Below are 17714 nucleotides of genomic sequence, written 5' to 3'. Positions count from 1 at the left end.
TCAGCGGGTCTTGGCGCTCCGCTTCTCGCGCACCCGCACGTTGATCCGGATCGGACTGCCCTCGAAGCCGAACGCTTCGCGCAGCCGTCGCTCCAGGAACCGCCGGTAGCCGGCCTCCAGAAACCCCGTGGTGAACAACACGAACGTCGGCGGCCGGGCTGTCGCCTGGGTGGCGAACAGAATGCGGGGCTGCTTTCCACCGCGCACCGGCGGCGGTGTCGCGGCCACCACCTCTTTGAAAAACGTGTTGAGCCGTCCCGTCCCGATCCGGGTATCCCACGACTCCAATGCGCTTTCCAGTGCCGGCACCAGCTTCTGCACCGCCCGGCCCGTCTTGGCGGAGATGTTGACCCGCTGCGCCCAGCGCACCTGCACCAACTCGCGGTCGATTTCGCGTTCCAGCAGATAGCGGCGGTCCTCGTCGACCAAATCCCATTTGTTGAACGCCAATACCAGCGCGCGTCCGGCTTCGATGACCATCGACAGCACCCGCTGATCCTGTTCGGTCAACGGCGCCGAGCCATCGATCAGCACGATCACCACCTCGGCGGCATCGATGGCGCCATGCGTGCGCACGGAGGCGTAGTACTCGTGTCCACTGGCCTGACCCACCTTGCGGCGCAGACCGGCTGTGTCCACGAAACGCCAGATCTTGCCGTCAATTTCGATCAGCGAGTCCACCGGATCAACCGTGGTGCCGGCCACCTCGTGGACCACCGAGCGCTCATCCCCGGCCAGCCGGTTCAGCAGCGAACTCTTACCGACGTTGGGCTTGCCAACCAGCGCCACCCGTCGCGGCCCGCCGGTGACCGACGCCGACTCAGCCACTTGCGGCAGCGCGCCGACCACCTCGTCGAGCAGATCGCCCACACCGCGGCCATGCATCGCACTGATCGCATGCGGTTGCCCCAGTCCCAGCGACCACAGCGCCGCCGCGTCGGCTTCGCCCTTCTCCCCGTCAACCTTGTTGGCGGCCAAGAACACTGGCTTGCCGGAGCGTCGCAGGATCCGGGCGGCTGCCTCGTCGCCGGCGGTCGCCCCGACCACGGCGTCGACCACCAGGACCACCGCGTCGGCGGTGCGCATCGCCACCGCCGCCTGCTCAGCCACCAGCTGCTGCAACCCTTTGGCGTCGGGTTCCCATCCGCCGGTGTCCTGCACGACGAACCGCCGGCCGGTCCACAGCGCGTCGTAGGACACCCGGTCACGGGTCACGCCGGGAACGTCTTGAACGACGGCTTCACGCCGGCCCAGGATGCGGTTGACCAGCGTCGACTTGCCGACGTTGGGCCGGCCCACCACCGCCACGACCGGTGGCGGTCCCGACGATTCGTCAACTGAATCGGATTCGCCGAGCTCCCAATCGCTTTCGTCGGCCCAGGTGCCGTCCTGGCTCATCGCAGTGCCTCGCTTCGCTGCTGCACCAGTTCGAGCAGGTGCGCGATCACCTCGGTCTCGGTCATTTCACTGGTGTCGACGACGACGGCGTCCGACGCCGGCCGCAGGGGCGAGACCGTTCGGCTCGAATCCAGATGGTCGCGCCGACGCACGTCAGCCAGCACGGTGTCGTAGTTGTCGGGTAACCCGGCAGCGACGTTCTGGTCGTTGCGCCGCCGCGCCCGAGTCTCGGCCGTTGCGGTCAAAAAGATTTTCACGTCGGCGTCGGGCAGCACCACGGTTCCGATGTCGCGACCTTCCACGACGATGCTTGACTTGCCGTCCGCGAACTCGCGCTGCAACTCCACCAGCCGGGTACGCACCGCCGACACCGATGACACCGCCGACACTGCGCGGGTGACCTCGTCACCGCGGATCTCGGCCGAAACGTCTTCACCGGCAAGGTAACAGCGGTCTACGTCGGGGTCATAGCCGACCGACAACTCAACCGTGGCCGCGGTGGTGCCCACGGCTAAGTCATCCTCTGGGTCGATGCCGGCGCGTAGCACCGCCAGCGTCACGATGCGGTACATGGCACCGGTGTCGAGATAGCGCGCTTGCAGGGCGCGAGCCAATCCCTTGGATACCGAAGACTTTCCGGTCCCGGCCGGCCCGTCGACCGCGACGACTACGTTCACAGGCCGACCGCCCGGTAGAGGTCACCGATCTCCTTGCGGCCCAAGGCCCGGATGCTGCCGGGGCGCTGCTGCCCCAGCGAGACCGCGCCAATGTCGGTGCGCACCAGCTCCTGCACGGGGAAGCCGACCGCGGCCAGCAACCGTCGCACAATGCGTTTGCGGCCCTCGTGCAGCGTCACCCGCACCAGCGTCTTGCCCGGAACGGTGTCCACCACCGCGAAATCATCGACGGCAGCGGGGCCGTCGTCCAATTCGATGCCACCGCGCAGTTTTTTCCCGAGACCGCGGGGCACCGCTCCCGCGACGGTGGCGATGTATGTCTTGGGCACCTGATATGACGGGTGCATCAGCCGGTGCGCCAATTCGCCGTCGTTGGTCAACAGGATCAGTCCCTCGGTGTCGGCGTCGAGCCGCCCGACGTGAAACAGCTTCTGGTTGCCGCGCACCCGATGCTCGATCAGTTCGCCGATGCAGGGCCTCCCGCGGTCGTCGGACATCGTCGAATGCATGCCGCGCGGCTTGTTCAACGCCAGATATACCAGCGACTCGTCGAGAACCACCCGCGCCCCGTCGACCCGAATCACCGACGCGCCCGGGTCGACACGGGTGCCCAGTTCGGTCACAAGCTGCCCGTCGACCTCGACACGGCCGTCGGTGATCATCCTTTCGGCGACCCGCCGCGAAGCAATTCCGGCCTGCGACAACACTTTCTGCAGGCGTACACCTTCGGCCATCACTGGTCCACGTCGAACGACAACGGCTTATCGGCCTCATTGGTGTCGCCGGAGAGCTTGATGAAACGTGGCTCGGCGTCCAGCGATTCGCTCAAGTCGTCGATCATGTCGACATCGGGCAGCAGCGGCGCGATATCGGGCAGATCAGCCAGCGAGGAGAGCCCCAACCGTTCCAAGAACAGCTCGGTAGTAGCGAACGTGACCGCGCCGGTGTCGGGATCGGTGCCCGCCTCGGTGATCAGCCCGCGCGCCAGCAAGGTCCGCATGACCGCGTCGACATTGACCCCGCGCACCGCGCTCACCCGCGCCCGGGTCACCGGCTGGCGGTAGGCCACCACCGCCAGCGTCTCCAACGCCGCGCGGGTCAGCTTCGAGCGAGACCCGTCCAGCAGCAGCCGCTCCACATACGGCGCAAACCGGGCCCGGCTGTACATCCGCCATCCGCCGCCGGCCTCGCGCAGGTCGATCCCGCTGTCGCGTTCGGTGAGCGCCGCCGCCATCATCTGCAGCTTGGTGGCGATCCGGTACACCGGCTGTTCGGTCGCCGCGGCCAGCGCCTCCACGGTTACCGGGGTGTCGACGACCAGCAGCAGCGCCTCGAGCACGGCGCCGAGCTCGTCGTCGGGCAATTCGGGTGCGGTCGCGACGTCGATACCCAGGTCGGCATCGCCGGCGTCGTCGGTAGTCATGATCGGTCTCGCAGTTCCAAGTCGTCGGTGGTCGGCCGTTCTCCGGTCCACGAAACCTGGAGCACACCAAGCGGTTCTGACTGGTCGAATGCTACCGCCCGGGCCCGATACAGTTCGAGCAGCGCCAGGAACCGGCCGACGATCTCGATCGGCGCCTGGCAATCGGCGACCAGTTCGGAAAACGACGCCCACTGCCCCGTCCCCCGCGCCTCCAACAGCGACAATAGCCGTTCGGCCTGTTGCGGCACCGACACCATCAACTCGTGCAGATGCTCGGTGGTCACGGTCGGCACCGGGCGCGGGGTGAAGGCGGTCGCGGCGATCTCGGCGAACCGCTCAGCGTCGACGCCGAGCATCACCTCGGGCAGCAGACCTTCGAATCGGTCCTCCAGCGACACTGCCCGCGGATAGCTGCGCAGCGCCGCAGCCTCCAACTCGGCGAACATCTCCGCCACATGCTTGAACGCCCGATACTGCAGCAGCCGGGCGAACAGCAGGTCGCGCACCTCCAACAGCGCCAGGTCTTCCTCGTCGTCGATCTGGCCCGACGGGAGCAGCCGCGCGGCTTTGAGGTCGAGCAGCGTGGCCGCGATGACCAGAAACGCCGTCGTCTCCTCCAGCCCCAATTGCGGGCCGATCTCGCGGGTATAGGCGATGAAGTCATCGGTGACCTGGTGCAGCGCCACCTCGGTGACGTCGAGGCGGTGCGCGAAAATCAACTGCAGCAGCAGGTCGAACGGCCCCTCGAAATTGGTCAGCCTGACCTGGAAGCCGTTCTGGGTAGCGGTGTCGGTGCTGGTCACGCGCCGAATCGGTCGATGACCTCGCGGGCCAACGCGCGGTAGGCCTGCGCGCCGCCCGATTTGGGCGCCCAGGACGTGATCGGTTCGCCGGCGACGCTGGTCTCCGGGAAGCGGACGGTTCGGGTAATCACCGTGTCGAACACTAGGTCACCGAAGCGCTCCAGCACCCGGGCCATCACCTCGCGGGAGTTCACCGTGCGCGGGTCGTAACGGGTGATCAGGATGCCGCTGATCTCCAATTTCGGGTTGAGCCGGTCGCGGACCTTCTCGACGGTATCGGTGAGCAGCGCCAGCCCGCGCAGCGAGAAGTATTCGCACTCGGTCGGAATGATCACCCCGTCCGAGCAGGCCAGACCGTTGACGGTGAGCAGGCCCAGCGACGGTTGGCAATCGACGAGGACGTAGTCGTAGCGGTCCAGCACCGGATGCAGCGCGCGGCCCAATGACTGCTCGCGGCCAACCTCGTTGACCAACTGGATCTCGGCGGCCGACAGGTCGATGTTGGACGGCACCAGGTCCATGGTTTTCACGCGGGTGTGGATCAGCACGTCGTCGATCGACACCCGGGGCTCGACCAGCAGGTTGTGGACGGTGCGCTCCAACTCGTAGTGCGGCACACCCAGGCCCGCTGACAGCGCACCTTGCGGGTCGAGATCCACCAGCAGCACCCGGCGGCCGTACTCGGCCAGCGCCGCGCCCAGGTTGATCGTCGACGTGGTCTTGCCCACGCCGCCCTTCTGGTTGCACATCGCGACGACCTTGGCCGGGCCGTGCGAGGTCCGTGGCCTGGGCTCGGGGATCGCCCGCGGCGGGCGACCGGTCAGGCCGACCTCCGGGCTGCTGTCGGTGTTGTCGGTCATCAGCGCCGCTCCTCGATCCCGGCTACGCCGGCCCCCTCGTCGTCGGCGCGGGTCATGCCCGGCCGCTGCTCGGCGCGCACCACCGAAGGGTGCGCGGCGTTCGGGTAATGGCGGACATCGGGGGAAAGTGTAGCGGTTTTGCGCGGCTGCGCCGGGAGACTTGCAGGCGATATAACCAGCCAATACGCGACTATCGTGTCGGTCATGAGTCTGAAGCAACGCATTCCGTTTCTGCGGTGGTCGGTGTGGCGGATGGCAACCGGGGCCCGCAACATCACCACGACAGGTCAGATCGGCGACGGGCGGGAGGCCGCTGCCGTCGACTACGTCCTGCAGAACGCCCGTGCCGGCGACGTCGACGATGTGCTGGCCACCATCGATCGCTTTGCCTACGAGAAGTCGATGCTGATCAATGTCGGCGACGAGAAGGGTGCGCTGCTGGACGCCGCGGTCCGGCGGGCCGACCCGAAGCTGGCGCTGGAGCTGGGTACTTACTGTGGCTATGGCGCGCTGCGGATCGCCCGGGCCGCGCCGACCGCCAAGGTCTACTCGGTCGAGTTGGCCGAGGCCAATGCGGACAACGCTCGGCGGATCTGGGCGCACGCCGGCGTCGCGGACCGGGTGACGTGTGTGGTCGGCACGATCGGCGACGGCGGGCGCACCTTGGAGGCGCTGGCCGACGACTACGGATTCACCGCCGGCGCGCTGGACTTCGTCTTCCTCGACCACGACAAGAACGCCTATCTGACCGACCTGCAGAGCATTCTCGACCGCGGCTGGCTACATGCCGGCTCGATCGTGGTGGCCGACAACGTCAAGATGCCCGGCGCGCCGAAGTACCGCGAGTACATGCGCCGTCAGCAGGACACGCTGTGGAACACCACCGAACACAAGGCGCACGCCGAATACCAAACCCTGATCTCGGACCTGGTGCTGGAGTCGGAGTACCTGGGCTAGCTCGTCGAACGTCGACTTGTCGTCAAAATCCGGGCGAATCTGCCCATCAAGTCGACGTTCGGCGCAGAAAGTTAGTGCGCGCGGGGGTGGGCGCCGGCCCACACTTCGCGCAGCGCGTGCACGGTGACCAGCGTGTAGATCTGCGTCGTCGTTACCGAGGCATGGCCCAACAACTCTTGCACCACCCGCACATCGGCGCCGCCATCCAGCAGGTGCGTCGCAAACGAGTGCCGCAACGTGTGCGGTGACACCCCCGACGTGATCCCGGCCCGTTCGGCCGCGTCCTGAAGAACCTGCCAGGCGCTTTGGCGGGATAACCGGCCACCGCGCGCGTTGAGGAAAATCGCCGGTGTACCACGCCCACGCCGCGCCAGATCCGGTCGCCCCCGCACCAAATAGGCGTCCAGCGCCTGCACCGCGGGCCGCCCGACCGGCACCAGCCGCTGCTTGCCGCCTTTGCCGCGCAGCAGCACCGAGCGGTCATGGACGTCGACGTCGTCGACGTCGAGTCCCACGGCTTCGGAAATTCGCGCTCCGGTCGAGTACAGCAGTTCCAGCAGAGCCCGGTTGCGCAGAGCCAGCGGCCCATCCGACGGGCTGTCGCCGCCGGCACCGGCCAGCAGGGCCAGCACCTCGTCGAGAGTCAGGCTTTTGGGCAGCCGGCGTCCCGGGGTGGGCGGCTTGACGGCGCGTGACACGTCGAGTTCGGCCAACCCCTCGGCGGCGGCAAACCGATGCAAACCGCGCACCGCGACCAACGTCCGAGCCGCCGATACCGCCGACAGCGGCAACACGCCCGTCTCCGGGTTTCCGCGACGCAGTGCCACCAGGAACTCAGTGACATCGTTTTCGCTGACGCTGGCCAGATCGTCAATGCCGCGCAGCGCGAGGTACTCCGAGTAGCGGCGCAGGTCGCGGCGATACGAACTCAGCGTGTTGGCCGCCACGCCCCGCTCGATGGTCAGATGATCCAGATAACCCTGCAACTGGGCCTGCAACGGCGGCGGCGCCAGCGTGGTCACCGGGTGGCCCGCCGTTTAGCGAACGCCGCCGGCTTGTCGATCCACGGCGCATCTACCGGCCGCGGTAGCGCAACACCCTGGCGTACTGCATGCGCCGCCAAAATACCCGCCACGGCAAGCGAATTCACGATCTCGCCCGCAAATACCCGGCTGACGGCATCACTGAGGGAATACCACTGCAAGGTCATGTCGGCTTCTTCGTCATGGGCGTCGGGTCGGTCCACCTGCGTCAACCCGGTCGCCAAGTAGACGCGCACCGATTCGTCGCTGAAGCCCGGGGTGGAATCGAGGTCCACCAACACCTGCCAGCTCTCTGCTTGCAGCCCCGCCTCCTCCCGCAGTTCTCGGGCGGCCGTGTGCTGCGGGGCCTCGCCGTTGACATCGAGCAGCCCAGCCGGCAGCTCCCACAGCCGTCGCCCGAACGCGTGCCGGTACTGATACACCATCGGGAGGTTGCCGTCGTCGTCCATGGCGACGATGGCAACCGCACCGTAGTGCTCCACGACTTCGCGGGCGGCGATTTTGCCGCCCGGCATCCGGACATGGTCAGTGCGGAGTGCGAAAATCTTTCCGGTATGCAGGGTTTCGGACGACGTGGTCTCGAAAACGTGCTCAGCCACGGGCGGCAGGCTCGGGCTCGGGGTGAGTTGCCGTGGAACTGTCGCGATGGTCATTGCCGTTGGCCCGATGCTCCGGAATCTCGACTGGTAGCCGTTCGGCGGCCTTGTAGTCGATGGCGGCGCCGACGAACGCGGCGAACAGCGGGTGCGGCCGGGTGGGCCGGCTCTTCAACTCCGGATGTGCTTGAGTGCCGACAACGAACGGGTGTATCTCCGGCGGGTATTCGACGAATTCCACCAGGTGCCCGTCGGGGGAAGTGCCGGAGAACCGCAGGCCGCTCTTGGCGATCTGATCCCGGTAGGCGTTGTTGACCTCGTAGCGGTGCCGATGCCGCTCGGATACCTGCGTCGATTGGTAGGCCTGGGCGACAATGGAATTCGGTTCAAGTACCGCGGGGTAGGCCCCCAGCCGCATGGTGCCACCCAGATCTGCTTCGCCGGCGACGATCTGCTCCTGGTCGGCCATGGTCGAGATGACCGGATCCGGGGTGTCCGGATCGAATTCGGCGGAGTCGGCCTGGGCTAGGCCCGCTGAGCGCGCAGCTTCGATCACGATGCACTGCAAGCCAAGACACAGCCCTAACACTGGGAGACCCCTGGCCCGCGCATAGTGGATGGCACCGATCTTGCCTTCGATGCCGCGGATACCGAACCCGCCCGGTATCAGCACACCGTCGACTTCGCTGAGCGCCGCTGCCGCACCGGTCGCGGTTTGGCAATCGTCGGACGCTACCCACCGCATCTCGACCTTGGCGTGATGCTTGAATCCACCGGCGCGCAATGCCTCGGTGACCGACAGGTAGGCATCGGAGAGGTCGACGTACTTGCCGACCAACGCGATTCGCACCGTCTCCTGCGGTTCATGCACCCGGCGAAGCAGGTCGTCCCATTCCGTCCAGTCGACATCGCGGAACGGCAGGTTGAGCCGGCGGACGACGTATGCGTCAAGTTCCTCGCGATGCAGAACCTTCGGGATGTCGTAAATCGACGGCGCATCAGGAGTGGAGATGACGCCGTCGATGTCGACGTCGCACATCAGCGCGATCTTGTTCTTCAGCGATTCGGGAACGTCGCGATCGCAGCGCAGGATCAACGCGTCGGGCGTGATACCGATGCTGCGCAGCGCCGCGACCGAATGCTGGGTCGGCTTGGTCTTCAATTCACCCGAGGGCGCCAGGTAGGGCACCAGTGACACGTGCAGGAAGAAGACGTTCTCCCGACCGAGATCGTGGCGTACCTGTCGAGCTGCCTCCAGAAAGGGTTGCGACTCGATATCGCCTACCGTGCCACCGATTTCGGTGATCACCACATCTGGACGCTTACCGTCGGCGTCCGGCTCGGCCATTGCCAGGATGCGGCTCTTGATCTCGTCGGTGATGTGCGGAATCACCTGTACGGTGTCGCCCAGGTACTCGCCGCGGCGTTCTTTGGCGATCACCGTCGAATACACCTGGCCGGTTGTGACATTCGCCGAGCCGGACAGGTCTCGGTCCAGGAACCGCTCGTAGTGACCGACGTCGAGGTCCGTCTCGGCGCCGTCCTCGGTCACGAAGACCTCGCCGTGCTGGAACGGGTTCATGGTGCCCGGGTCGACGTTGAGATAGGGGTCGAGCTTCTGCATTGTCACCTGCAACCCGCGCGCGGTCAGCAATTGCCCCAAGCTGCTGGCAGTCAGGCCCTTGCCGAGCGAAGAAGCGACGCCGCCGCTGACGAAGAGGTGCTTGGTGGCGGTTTGCGGATGCCTACGCAATAGAGCGACCTCCGTGAAGACGGCGCAGGGCCTTCCTTTTTAGGCTGGTTCCCAGCCTGCGTTGCGCCTGCCGACCCACGGAACCCCACCCTAACACCCACACCGTCGAGCGGTTGCTAACACGCCCGGCGAGAGGATTACTGCACGACAGTCAGCGAGCTCGCGCCGTGACCGATGCCGTATTGACCAGTACGGCCGCCGTTGAGCAGGTCATGCAGACCCAGGATCGCGGTGATCTGGCCGGAGGCGGCGTCCACATCGTCGACGGTGCTGATCGCCGATGCCATGGCCGCATCGGCGCGTGCCACCGCCACGGCGGCCGTGCCCACCGAGCAGCCGTCGCGGCCGGCCAGCAGCACCCCCGAGCCGTGTGGTGCGAGCGCCGATGCGAACCGCGCCACGCTCACTCCCTGGTTGCCGGCGTCGTCGCCGAGGCCACCGCCGGAGACCACCAGCGCAGCATTGGCCGCACCGACATGCTGGTCGCCGTAGGCGATAAATCCGGTGTCGCGCAGCGCCGCCAGCACAGTGTCACGCTGGGTGTCGTCGACGGTCGGAACGGCCGGATCCCGGTTGATCAACAATGCAATCCCCAGCAGGTCGCCGGCCTGCGAGCCCTGATCGACCAGTTTGGTGCTCAACTGCGCACCCGCCGGCACGATCGACGAGTTGACCACCGACCGCAGTTTCTCCGCGGAATTGGCGTCGACGAACTCCTGGGTCAGCGACACCGTGCCGGTGAGCGCTCCGCCGGCCTGGCCAGCCATTTTCGACACCGCATCGACGTCGTCGTCGGTTGCGTCGGGAGTGCGGAAGACGACGATCGACTTGCCGTCAAGGGTGTCGTGCACCATCCGGCCGGCCATTTGCGCATCGAAGTTATTTGCCGCACTGAGTTTTTCGTTGAGTGCGTTCTTCTGGTCGTTGAGCGCATTGATCTGCGAATGTAGGTCCCGCTTTTCGTCACGTAGACCCGACAGCAACGTGTCAGACAGTAAGCCAGAACCCAGGACGACACCGACCGCAAGCGCCAGAAACACCGCAGCAAGCGAAATCGCATGTTGGCGTAAGGAAATCACGGTTCTAGCTGATCCAGCTCTGCACCCACAGCGAGAAGCGGTTCCAGTAGTCCACGATCCACTGCATCACCAACGCGTCGGTGCGTGAGACCCACAGCACGATGATGACCGCGATCAGCATCGACAGGATCAAAAAGGCGATGGCCCCGGCCGAAACGCGGTTGCGGTACAAGGTGGAAACCGCCTTGGCATCGACCAGCTTCTCTCCCACCCGCAGCCGGGTCAGAAATGTCGACGGGTTGCTGTGCTGACGGGTCCGGTCGAAGAACGTTTCGATGTTGGCGGTATGCCCGGCGGTGACCAGCAGCGCGGCCCCATGATGGTCGGCCAGCAGCAGCGCCAGATCGGTGGACGAGCCGGCGGCTGGAAAGGTCATCGCACCGACACCGAGATCCTGGATCCGCTCCAGGCCGGGGGCATGGCCGTCGGCGTCGGCGGGCAATACCACCTGCGCACCGCACTTGAGCACTTCGGTGCTGAGTTCGCTGGGGTCACCGACGATGATCTGCGGACGATATCCGCCTCTGCGCAGGACATCGGCGCCGGTGCCGACGCCGATCAAAACCGGTTGGTACTCCTTGATGAACGGCTTGAGGCGCTTGAGGTCATCCTCGGCGTGCGCTTCGTCGGCGACCACCACCACATGGCGACGGCGTAGGTCGACGTCGATGTCGGGAATACCGATCCCGTCGATCAGCAGCGGACTCTCACTTCGGATGAATTCAATCGTGTTGCCGGCGAATGCTTCCAGATGCGCGACCAGGCCGCTCTTGGCCTCCTGCATCAAGTCGGCGATGTCGTGGTCGGTGCGCTCGGTGCCGAGGATGAGTCGGCGGTCACCCGAGTACACCCCGCCGTTGTGCAGCCGGACCTTGGCACCGTCTTTGACCTTCTTGAATACCTCTGGCCCGGTCTCGTCGATCAGTGTCACGCCGTTGGCCACCAACACCTCTGGGCCCAGATTGGGGTAGCGGCCGGAGACCGACGGGGATGCGTTGACGACGGCGGCGATCTCAGCGTCGACCAGTGCGTCGGCGGTGATCCGGTCTAGATCCAGCACATCGAGGACGACGATGTCACCGGGGCACACTCGTCGCAGCAGCCGGTCGATGTCACGGTCGACCCGGGCAGTGCCGACGACGCCGGGCCGCGGCGATGCATTACGGGACAGAAGAGCAGTCATCCTCATGGGGGCGATTCTGTCGGTGAACTAGTGCTGCGACGAGGAGGCGCGCCGTAACAGCAGCATCAGAAGTTATATCTTTTCACACCTGTCACATCCTGAGAAGCGGTCAGGATGTCGCGATCCGGTCACATTGAGCGGCCTCAAGTAATTCCCGAGCGTGTGCGCGGGCGGTGTCGGTCTCGCCGAGCCCAGCCAGCATCCGGGCCAGTTCACCGACGCGTTGGTCGTCGTCGAGGCGTCGCACACCGCTGGCGCCCTTGCGTCCGGTGGGCTCCACCATCAGGTGCACATCGGCGTACGCCGCGACTTGCGGGAGATGTGTCACCACGATCACCTGATGACTGTCGGCCAACCGGGCCAGCCGCCGCCCGATTTGGACCGCCGCCCGGCCGCCCACCCCGGCGTCGACCTCGTCGAAGACCATCGTGGTGCCCGCAGACCGGTTCGATGACGTCGCCAGCACCACCTCCAAGGCGAGCATCACCCGCGACAGCTCACCGCCGGACGCACTTTTGGCCAGTGGCAGCACGACCATCCCGCGATGCGCGGCGAACCCGAACTCGACCTGGTCGACGCCGTCGCCGCCGGCATGCACCAGCGTTCCGGACGGCAACGTCAACGCAGCCGGGTCGCCGTCGCTCGCGGGCATCGGGGTCACGCTGATGGTGAATTCGGCGTCGGCCATCGCTAAACCGGACAGTTCCGCCGTGACCGCTTTGGCCAATCGCTTCGCGGCCTGGCTGCGCGTCTTGCTGACATCGACTGCGGCATCGCCCAATTGGGCTGCCAATTCGTCGACCCCGCGTTGCAGCCCGTCGAGCGCTTCCTCGGAGATATCCAAGTGCGCCAACCGGTCTCGCGATTCGCGGGCCCAGGCCAACACGCCGTCGATGTCAGCGGCGTATTTGCGGGTCAGCGTCCGCAGCTCGGCTTGCCGGGCCAGCTTGGTATCCAGCGCGCTGGCGTCTGCCGGCAGCTCGTTGAGGTAGTCACTGAGCTCCCGGGCAGCGTCGCCGATCACCGTCAATGCCTGTCCCAGTTGATCGGCCAGGCTGCGCAACGCGGTGTCGTCGGCGGCTTCCAGCGCGGTCTTCGCCCGGCCGAGGCAGTCGGCTGCTGAGATCGGCTGCAGCGCATCGACGTCGTCGGTTGCCCCGGCGAGCGCCGCGCGCGCGGCCGCGGCTGCCTCGCGCAGGGCGTCGAGTTCGGAAAGTCGGTTGATGTCGGCGACCAGTGCATCGTCCTCGCCCGGCGCCGGATCCACCGCGTCGATTTCCTGCAGCGCGAACTTGAGGCGATCGGCCTCCTGGGCCAATTCACGCGCTCTGTTGCGGCGGTCAGCCAGGTCGCGGCGGGCCGTCTGCCATGCGTCGCGCAGTTTGCGGTAACGCTCGAGGCGAGAGTCGACAGCTGCCGACCGGTCCAGCGCGGCCCGTTGCTCTTCGGGCCGCATCAACCGCAGCTGGTCGTTTTGCCCGTGCAGGGTGAGCAGCTCAGTGGTGAAACCACTCAGCGATTTGGCCGGTACGCTGCGACCGCCCAGATAGGCGCGCGACGGGCCGTCGCGGCTGACCGAGCGCAGTGCAATCACGCTGCCGTCTTCGTCACGGTCTGCGCCCGATGAGTCCAGGATGTCGTCGACGCGCGAGGCCACTGAATCCTCGAGATCTGTTGTGGTGAAACGACCTTCGACGACGGCCCGCTCTGCTCCCGAGCGTACCCGGTTGGCGTCGGCGCGGGCCCCACCCAGCAGGTGCAGTCCGGTGACCACCATGGTCTTTCCGGTCCCGGTTTCGCCGGTCAGCACCGTCAGGCCACGGCCGAACTCGGCAACGGCAACGCTGATGGCGCCCAGCGAGTCGATCCGAATTTCCGCTAGCACCGCTACTGCCCGCGCCAGCCGGTGACCGGCAGCCGGAACTTGTGCACCAAGCGGTCGGTGAACGGTGCGCTGTCCAGCCGCGCCCATTTCACCGCGGTGTCGCAGCGCGTCACCTCGAGCCGTCCGCCGGCCGGCACCAGCATCTCGCGGCGCCCGTCGCAGAACACCAGCGCGTTGTGCCCGCCCGCCTCGATTTCGATCGCAACGGTGGCGTCCGGGCTGGTCACCATTGGCCGGGCGAATAGCGCGTGAGCATTGTTGGGCACCACCAGAATTGCCTCCAGGTCCGGCCACAAGACCGGGCCGCCGGCGGAGAACGCGTAGGCCGTGGATCCGGTCGGTGTCGACACCAACACACCGTCGCAGCCGAACGTCGACACCGGCCGGCCGTCGACTTCGACCATCACCCCGAGCACACCCAGCCGCGGGCCCTTTTCCAGGCTGGCGTCGTTGAGCGCCCATCCGCGGTCGATGACCCGGCCTTCGGCACGCACCGCGACATCCAACGTCAAGCGATGCTCCACCCGGTAGCTGCGAGCCACGACGTGGTCGAGCACGATATCGATCGCCTCGGCTTCGGCCTCGGCCAAAAATCCAATCCGGCCCAGGTTGACGCCCAAGACCGGGATGCTCGCGTTGCGTGCCAGTTCTGCGGCCCGCAAAAAGGTGCCGTCACCACCGAGCACCAGCACCAGTTCGCATCCGTCGGCGGCGTGCGGATCAGCGTCGACGACCTCGATGTCGACGCCCAATGCGCGCATATCATCAGGCGCCAGATGCAACGATCCCCGATCGACTGCCTCGGCCGATAGCACACGAAGCCCAATACCGTTGTCGCCCAGTACTTTCTCCACGCGACGAGCGGTCTCGGTGGCTTCTTCGCGTCCGGTGTGGACGACCAGCAGCACGGTGCGTTCCTGCATCATTGCGGCCCCTCGCGGACGGCGTCGTGCACCGCTTGCACCAGGTCGTCACCCGAGAGTGCCGACCCGGTCTGGGTGCGCAGCCACAGGAAGTATTCGACATTGCCCGACGGGCCGGGCAGCGGGCTGGCGGTGACGCCGGCGGTATCCCATCCCAGCTCGGCGGCGTGTCGAGCGACAGTGAGCACCGATCCCGCGCGCAGTTCCGGATCGTGTACCACTCCTCCGGGCCCCACCTGACCTTTGCCCACCTCGAACTGTGGCTTCACCATGGGAACGATATCGGCCTCTGGCAAAGCGCATCGCGCCAGTGCGGGCAACACCGTCGTCAACGAGATGAACGACAGGTCAGCCACAATCACGTCGACGGGGCCACCGATCACGCCCGGTGACAGGTCCCGGACGTTGGTCCGCTCGACGACGACCACCCGCGGATCCGAGCGCAGCGACCAGGCCAGCTGGCCATACCCGACATCAGCGGCGACCACCTTGCGCGCACCCCGGTCCAGCAGGACTTCGGAGAACCCACCGGTGGACGCGCCGGCATCCAGGCAACGCCGACCCTCGACACTGATCCCGAAAGTATCCAGCGCGCCGATGAGTTTGTGAGCGCCGCGCGATACCCAGGTGCGCCCACCATCACCGGTGACGGTCAGCGAGGCGGTAGCTGTGACCGCGGTGGCGGCTTTGAGCGCCGGCATACCGTCGATGCTCACCTTGCCCGCGCCGATCAGCTCAGCAGCCTGTTGACGGGACCGCGCCAGTCCACGCCGAACCAGTTCGACATCAACACGGGCACGCCGTGGCACAGCGCACTCAACCCTTCTCCGCCGACTCCAGGGCACGCACCAACATGTCATGCGCCTCGGACAGACGGCGGGCGATCTCGTCGAGATCGGTCTCGGCGAGAGCGTTTTCGCCGTCGCCAGGATCGGGCAGCTCGGCGAGCACAGCGTCGATCTGCGCGCGAATCTCTTCAGGTTCGGTATTCATTACGCTCCTTACGCTAGTCGATTTACACCAGGGAGCAGCGCTGCAGGGCGTCGCGGGCGGTGTCATCAGCGGCCTCGATGGTGAACGGCTGACCGTCGAAGTGCGCCTTCCATACCGCGCAGGCGACCGCGCGAACAACCGACAACCCGTCGTCGGATTCCGGTTGCGCACCGCTGCTGACAGTTATCGATCCGCCGCCGGTATCGACCTGCCAACTCGCTTGCGGCGCCACGGCCAGCAGGTCGGCGTCCTGATGCAGCGAACGCAGGTCATGCCCGATGTAGGTGGGCCGCTGTTCGGGTATCGCGTGGACGGCATCACGCGCGGAATTGGCGCCGGTGAGCACCATAATGCTGGGCAGTCCGGCTGCATTGGCCCCCGCGATATCGGTGTCCAGTCGGTCACCGACCACCAGCGGGGAACGAAAATCTCCGCGCGCCAGCGCATCCTTGATCAACGTGGGTGAGGGCTTGCCGGCCACTTGCGGTTCGGCATCGGTGGCGGTTTTCAACGCGGCCACCATGGATCCGTTGCCGGGCAGCATTCCGCGCTCGGACGGCAACGTGGGGTCGACGTTGGCAGCCACCCACAGCGCTCCGGCGCGGATTGCCAGTGCGGCCTCGGCGAGATCGGACCAGCTGGTTTCAGTCGAGTGGCCCTGCACCACCGCGTCCGGCTTGTCCTGCCACAGCCGTACCGGCCGTAATCCCACCGCCACGATCTCGTTGGCCAGCGACTCGGTGCCGACGATCAATACCCGGGTGTCGGGGTCCAGTTGTTCGGCCAGCACCCGGGCGGCGCTTTGCGCACTGGTGACGACGGCGTCGCCGGTGGCGTCGAGGCCCAGATCCCGTAGGTGTTCGGCCACTTCGTCAGCGCTGCGTGATGCGTTGTTGGTGACGAACAGCTTTCGGCCGGGCACCTTGTCCAGCGACGCGACCGCACCCTCGGTGAGCTGATGGCCACGAAACACCGTGCCATCCAGATCGAGTAGTAGGCAATCGTATTGCTGTGCAATCGTTCCCACGTCAGCCGAGCTCGCTCACTCTGTCTTCGGCGTCGGTGACGCCCTCGACATCCGCGGCCGCCGAGCGCAGAAACCACTGCAATGCCTCATCACTGCGCTCGAGGGCCAGCAGCGTTTCGGCGTAGGCGTAGAACAACCGCGCCGCGGTCGGTCCGGTGCGGGCGGGATCGAGCTGCGGGGTGGACAGCACCGTCAAGGCCTGTTCGAGCTGGCCGAGGTCCGCGCGGGCGCCGGCAGCGACGATGCGCAGCTCGTCGGCGTCGTCGCCACTGAGCTGGGCCGCCTCGGACCCTCGGGCCAACTCAACCGCACGCTCTGGCCGGCCGAGACCGCGCTCACAGTCGGCGATCAGCGGAAGCAGCGCAGACTTGCTGCCCATCCGGCGGGCTGCGCGTAATTCGGCCAGCGCCTGCGCCCAGTCGCCACAGTGATAGGCCGCAATTCCGACAGCCTCACGGACGGCGGCGATGCGGCCGGACCTGGCGCGGGCCGCACGGGCATGCTCAAGTGCCGCCTCGGGCTCCTCATCGAGCAACTCACCGGCTGCCACGAGGTGACGCGCGACGAAGTCTGCGGTATTGCGGTCCAACGTGGTGAGCTCGCGACGGATCTCCGGCGAAAGCTGACGAGCCTCAATGTCGGCGGCCAGCGTTGGTCCACCTTGGCCGGTTGGTGCTTCGGTGTCTTTGTCGGGCTGGGCTCGACGAGCGCGTTGTGGCCCCGAACGCATCGGCGGCCGAGGGCGCTTCTCTTGCCGTTGCGGACCTCGTGGACCACTGCCGTTTCCGTCGCGGGACTGACGACGCTCACCACCCGCGCTGTTGCCGACCAACTGAAAACCCTTTCAATCTTTCGTCACGAAGCCTCGTGTCAGGATACGGGCCGCACCGGATAGACCGCGGTGGCGACCGATCCACCACACCGCATCCCAGCGGTGTACAGGAATGCTTGCCGGGACCAACCATGGGACGCCCGACGACCCCAGTATGGCTACATTAACGGTGGTTGTTTTCTAGTCAATTAATTTCCCGCCCCTGAATGGTGGGAGTGCCGCGCATTAGCGGCTATAGATATGCCCGTGCCCCCCAATCAAATTGGGGGGCACGGGGCTTAA

At 66.4% G+C, this 17714-nt stretch carries 19 protein-coding genes; 1 reads left to right on the top strand and 18 read right to left on the bottom strand.

Annotation, left to right across the window (positions count from 1 at the left end):
• Genes der through AC5Y49_RS00065 form a run of 7 tightly spaced genes read right to left on the bottom strand, consistent with a single transcriptional unit; the run spans nt 1 to nt 5367 of the window.
• A complete protein-coding gene (gene der / locus AC5Y49_RS00095; RefSeq protein WP_499883820.1) occupies nt 1-1398 on the bottom strand; it encodes a ribosome biogenesis GTPase Der in 1398 nt (465 codons plus the stop codon).
• Entirely contained in the window at nt 1395-2075 is a 681-nt protein-coding gene (gene cmk / locus AC5Y49_RS00090; RefSeq protein WP_499883819.1) for a (d)CMP kinase, read from the bottom strand. Before cmk ends, der begins: the two co-directional genes overlap by 4 nt.
• Nucleotides 2072-2809: a pseudouridine synthase gene (locus tag AC5Y49_RS00085; RefSeq protein WP_499883818.1), complete on the bottom strand. Its 738-nt coding sequence runs from the start codon at nt 2807-2809 to the stop codon at nt 2072-2074. The genes cmk and AC5Y49_RS00085 overlap by 4 nt, the downstream gene beginning before the upstream one ends.
• Nucleotides 2809-3498, bottom strand: a complete 690-nt coding sequence (scpB, locus tag AC5Y49_RS00080; RefSeq protein ID WP_499883817.1) for an SMC-Scp complex subunit ScpB — start codon at nt 3496-3498, stop codon at nt 2809-2811. The genes AC5Y49_RS00085 and scpB overlap by 1 nt, the downstream gene beginning before the upstream one ends.
• A complete protein-coding gene (locus AC5Y49_RS00075) occupies nt 3495-4301 on the bottom strand; it encodes a segregation/condensation protein A (RefSeq protein WP_499883816.1) in 807 nt (268 codons plus the stop codon). Before AC5Y49_RS00075 ends, scpB begins: the two co-directional genes overlap by 4 nt.
• Nucleotides 4298-5161 (bottom strand): ParA family protein, encoded by an 864-nt coding sequence (locus AC5Y49_RS00070; protein ID WP_499883815.1) that lies wholly within the window; start codon nt 5159-5161, stop codon nt 4298-4300. The genes AC5Y49_RS00075 and AC5Y49_RS00070 overlap by 4 nt, the downstream gene beginning before the upstream one ends.
• Nucleotides 5161-5367: a hypothetical protein gene (locus AC5Y49_RS00065; RefSeq protein WP_499883814.1), complete on the bottom strand. Its 207-nt coding sequence runs from the start codon at nt 5365-5367 to the stop codon at nt 5161-5163. Before AC5Y49_RS00065 ends, AC5Y49_RS00070 begins: the two co-directional genes overlap by 1 nt.
• Here AC5Y49_RS00065 and AC5Y49_RS00060 point away from each other — a divergent pair.
• Nucleotides 5366-6118, top strand: coding sequence for an O-methyltransferase (locus AC5Y49_RS00060; protein WP_499883813.1), 753 nt, complete (start codon nt 5366-5368; stop codon nt 6116-6118). The two genes, AC5Y49_RS00065 and AC5Y49_RS00060, sit on opposite strands and share 2 nt — an antisense overlap.
• 71 nt (nt 6119-6189) lie before the next feature.
• On the opposite strand, the gene xerD is transcribed toward AC5Y49_RS00060, so the two are convergent.
• From xerD to AC5Y49_RS00005, 11 genes are all read right to left on the bottom strand, one after another.
• Entirely contained in the window at nt 6190-7116 is a 927-nt protein-coding gene (xerD, locus tag AC5Y49_RS00055) for a site-specific tyrosine recombinase XerD (RefSeq protein WP_499884591.1), read from the bottom strand.
• A 20-nt stretch (nt 7117-7136) separates the two neighbouring features.
• On the bottom strand, nt 7137-7760 hold the full coding sequence (locus tag AC5Y49_RS00050) for an NUDIX domain-containing protein (RefSeq protein WP_499883812.1): 624 nt from the start codon (nt 7758-7760) through the stop codon (nt 7137-7139).
• Nucleotides 7753-9510: a CTP synthase gene (gene pyrG / locus AC5Y49_RS00045; RefSeq protein ID WP_499883811.1), complete on the bottom strand. Its 1758-nt coding sequence runs from the start codon at nt 9508-9510 to the stop codon at nt 7753-7755. Before pyrG ends, AC5Y49_RS00050 begins: the two co-directional genes overlap by 8 nt.
• Before the next feature lie 137 nt (nt 9511-9647).
• Entirely contained in the window at nt 9648-10589 is a 942-nt protein-coding gene (locus AC5Y49_RS00040) for a copper transporter (protein WP_499883810.1), read from the bottom strand.
• A 4-nt stretch (nt 10590-10593) separates the two neighbouring features.
• The gene (steA, locus tag AC5Y49_RS00035) at nt 10594-11778 is read right to left on the bottom strand and encodes a putative cytokinetic ring protein SteA (RefSeq protein WP_499883809.1); all 1185 of its coding nucleotides are present in this window, start codon (nt 11776-11778) and stop codon (nt 10594-10596) included.
• A gap of 103 nt (nt 11779-11881) precedes the next feature.
• Nucleotides 11882-13657, bottom strand: a complete 1776-nt coding sequence (gene recN / locus AC5Y49_RS00030) for a DNA repair protein RecN (RefSeq protein ID WP_499883808.1) — start codon at nt 13655-13657, stop codon at nt 11882-11884.
• Between the two features lie 2 nt (nt 13658-13659).
• Nucleotides 13660-14583 (bottom strand): NAD kinase, encoded by a 924-nt coding sequence (locus AC5Y49_RS00025; protein WP_499883807.1) that lies wholly within the window; start codon nt 14581-14583, stop codon nt 13660-13662.
• Nucleotides 14580-15389, bottom strand: a complete 810-nt coding sequence (locus AC5Y49_RS00020) for a TlyA family RNA methyltransferase (RefSeq protein ID WP_499883806.1) — start codon at nt 15387-15389, stop codon at nt 14580-14582. The genes AC5Y49_RS00025 and AC5Y49_RS00020 overlap by 4 nt, the downstream gene beginning before the upstream one ends.
• A 7-nt stretch (nt 15390-15396) precedes the next feature.
• The gene (locus tag AC5Y49_RS00015; protein ID WP_499883805.1) at nt 15397-15573 is read right to left on the bottom strand and encodes a hypothetical protein; all 177 of its coding nucleotides are present in this window, start codon (nt 15571-15573) and stop codon (nt 15397-15399) included.
• 22 nt (nt 15574-15595) lie between these two features.
• Complete coding sequence (locus AC5Y49_RS00010) at nt 15596-16600, bottom strand: HAD-IIA family hydrolase (RefSeq protein WP_499883804.1); 1005 nt, start codon at nt 16598-16600, stop codon at nt 15596-15598.
• A 1-nt stretch (nt 16601) separates the two neighbouring features.
• Complete coding sequence (locus tag AC5Y49_RS00005) at nt 16602-17330, bottom strand: hypothetical protein (RefSeq protein ID WP_499883803.1); 729 nt, start codon at nt 17328-17330, stop codon at nt 16602-16604.
• Between the last annotated feature and the right edge of the window lie 384 nt (nt 17331-17714).

This window comes from Mycobacterium sp. NGS62 (assembly GCF_059812285.1).
Note: the sequence above shows the minus strand (reverse complement) of the source record. Positions and strands in the feature narration are given on the sequence as shown.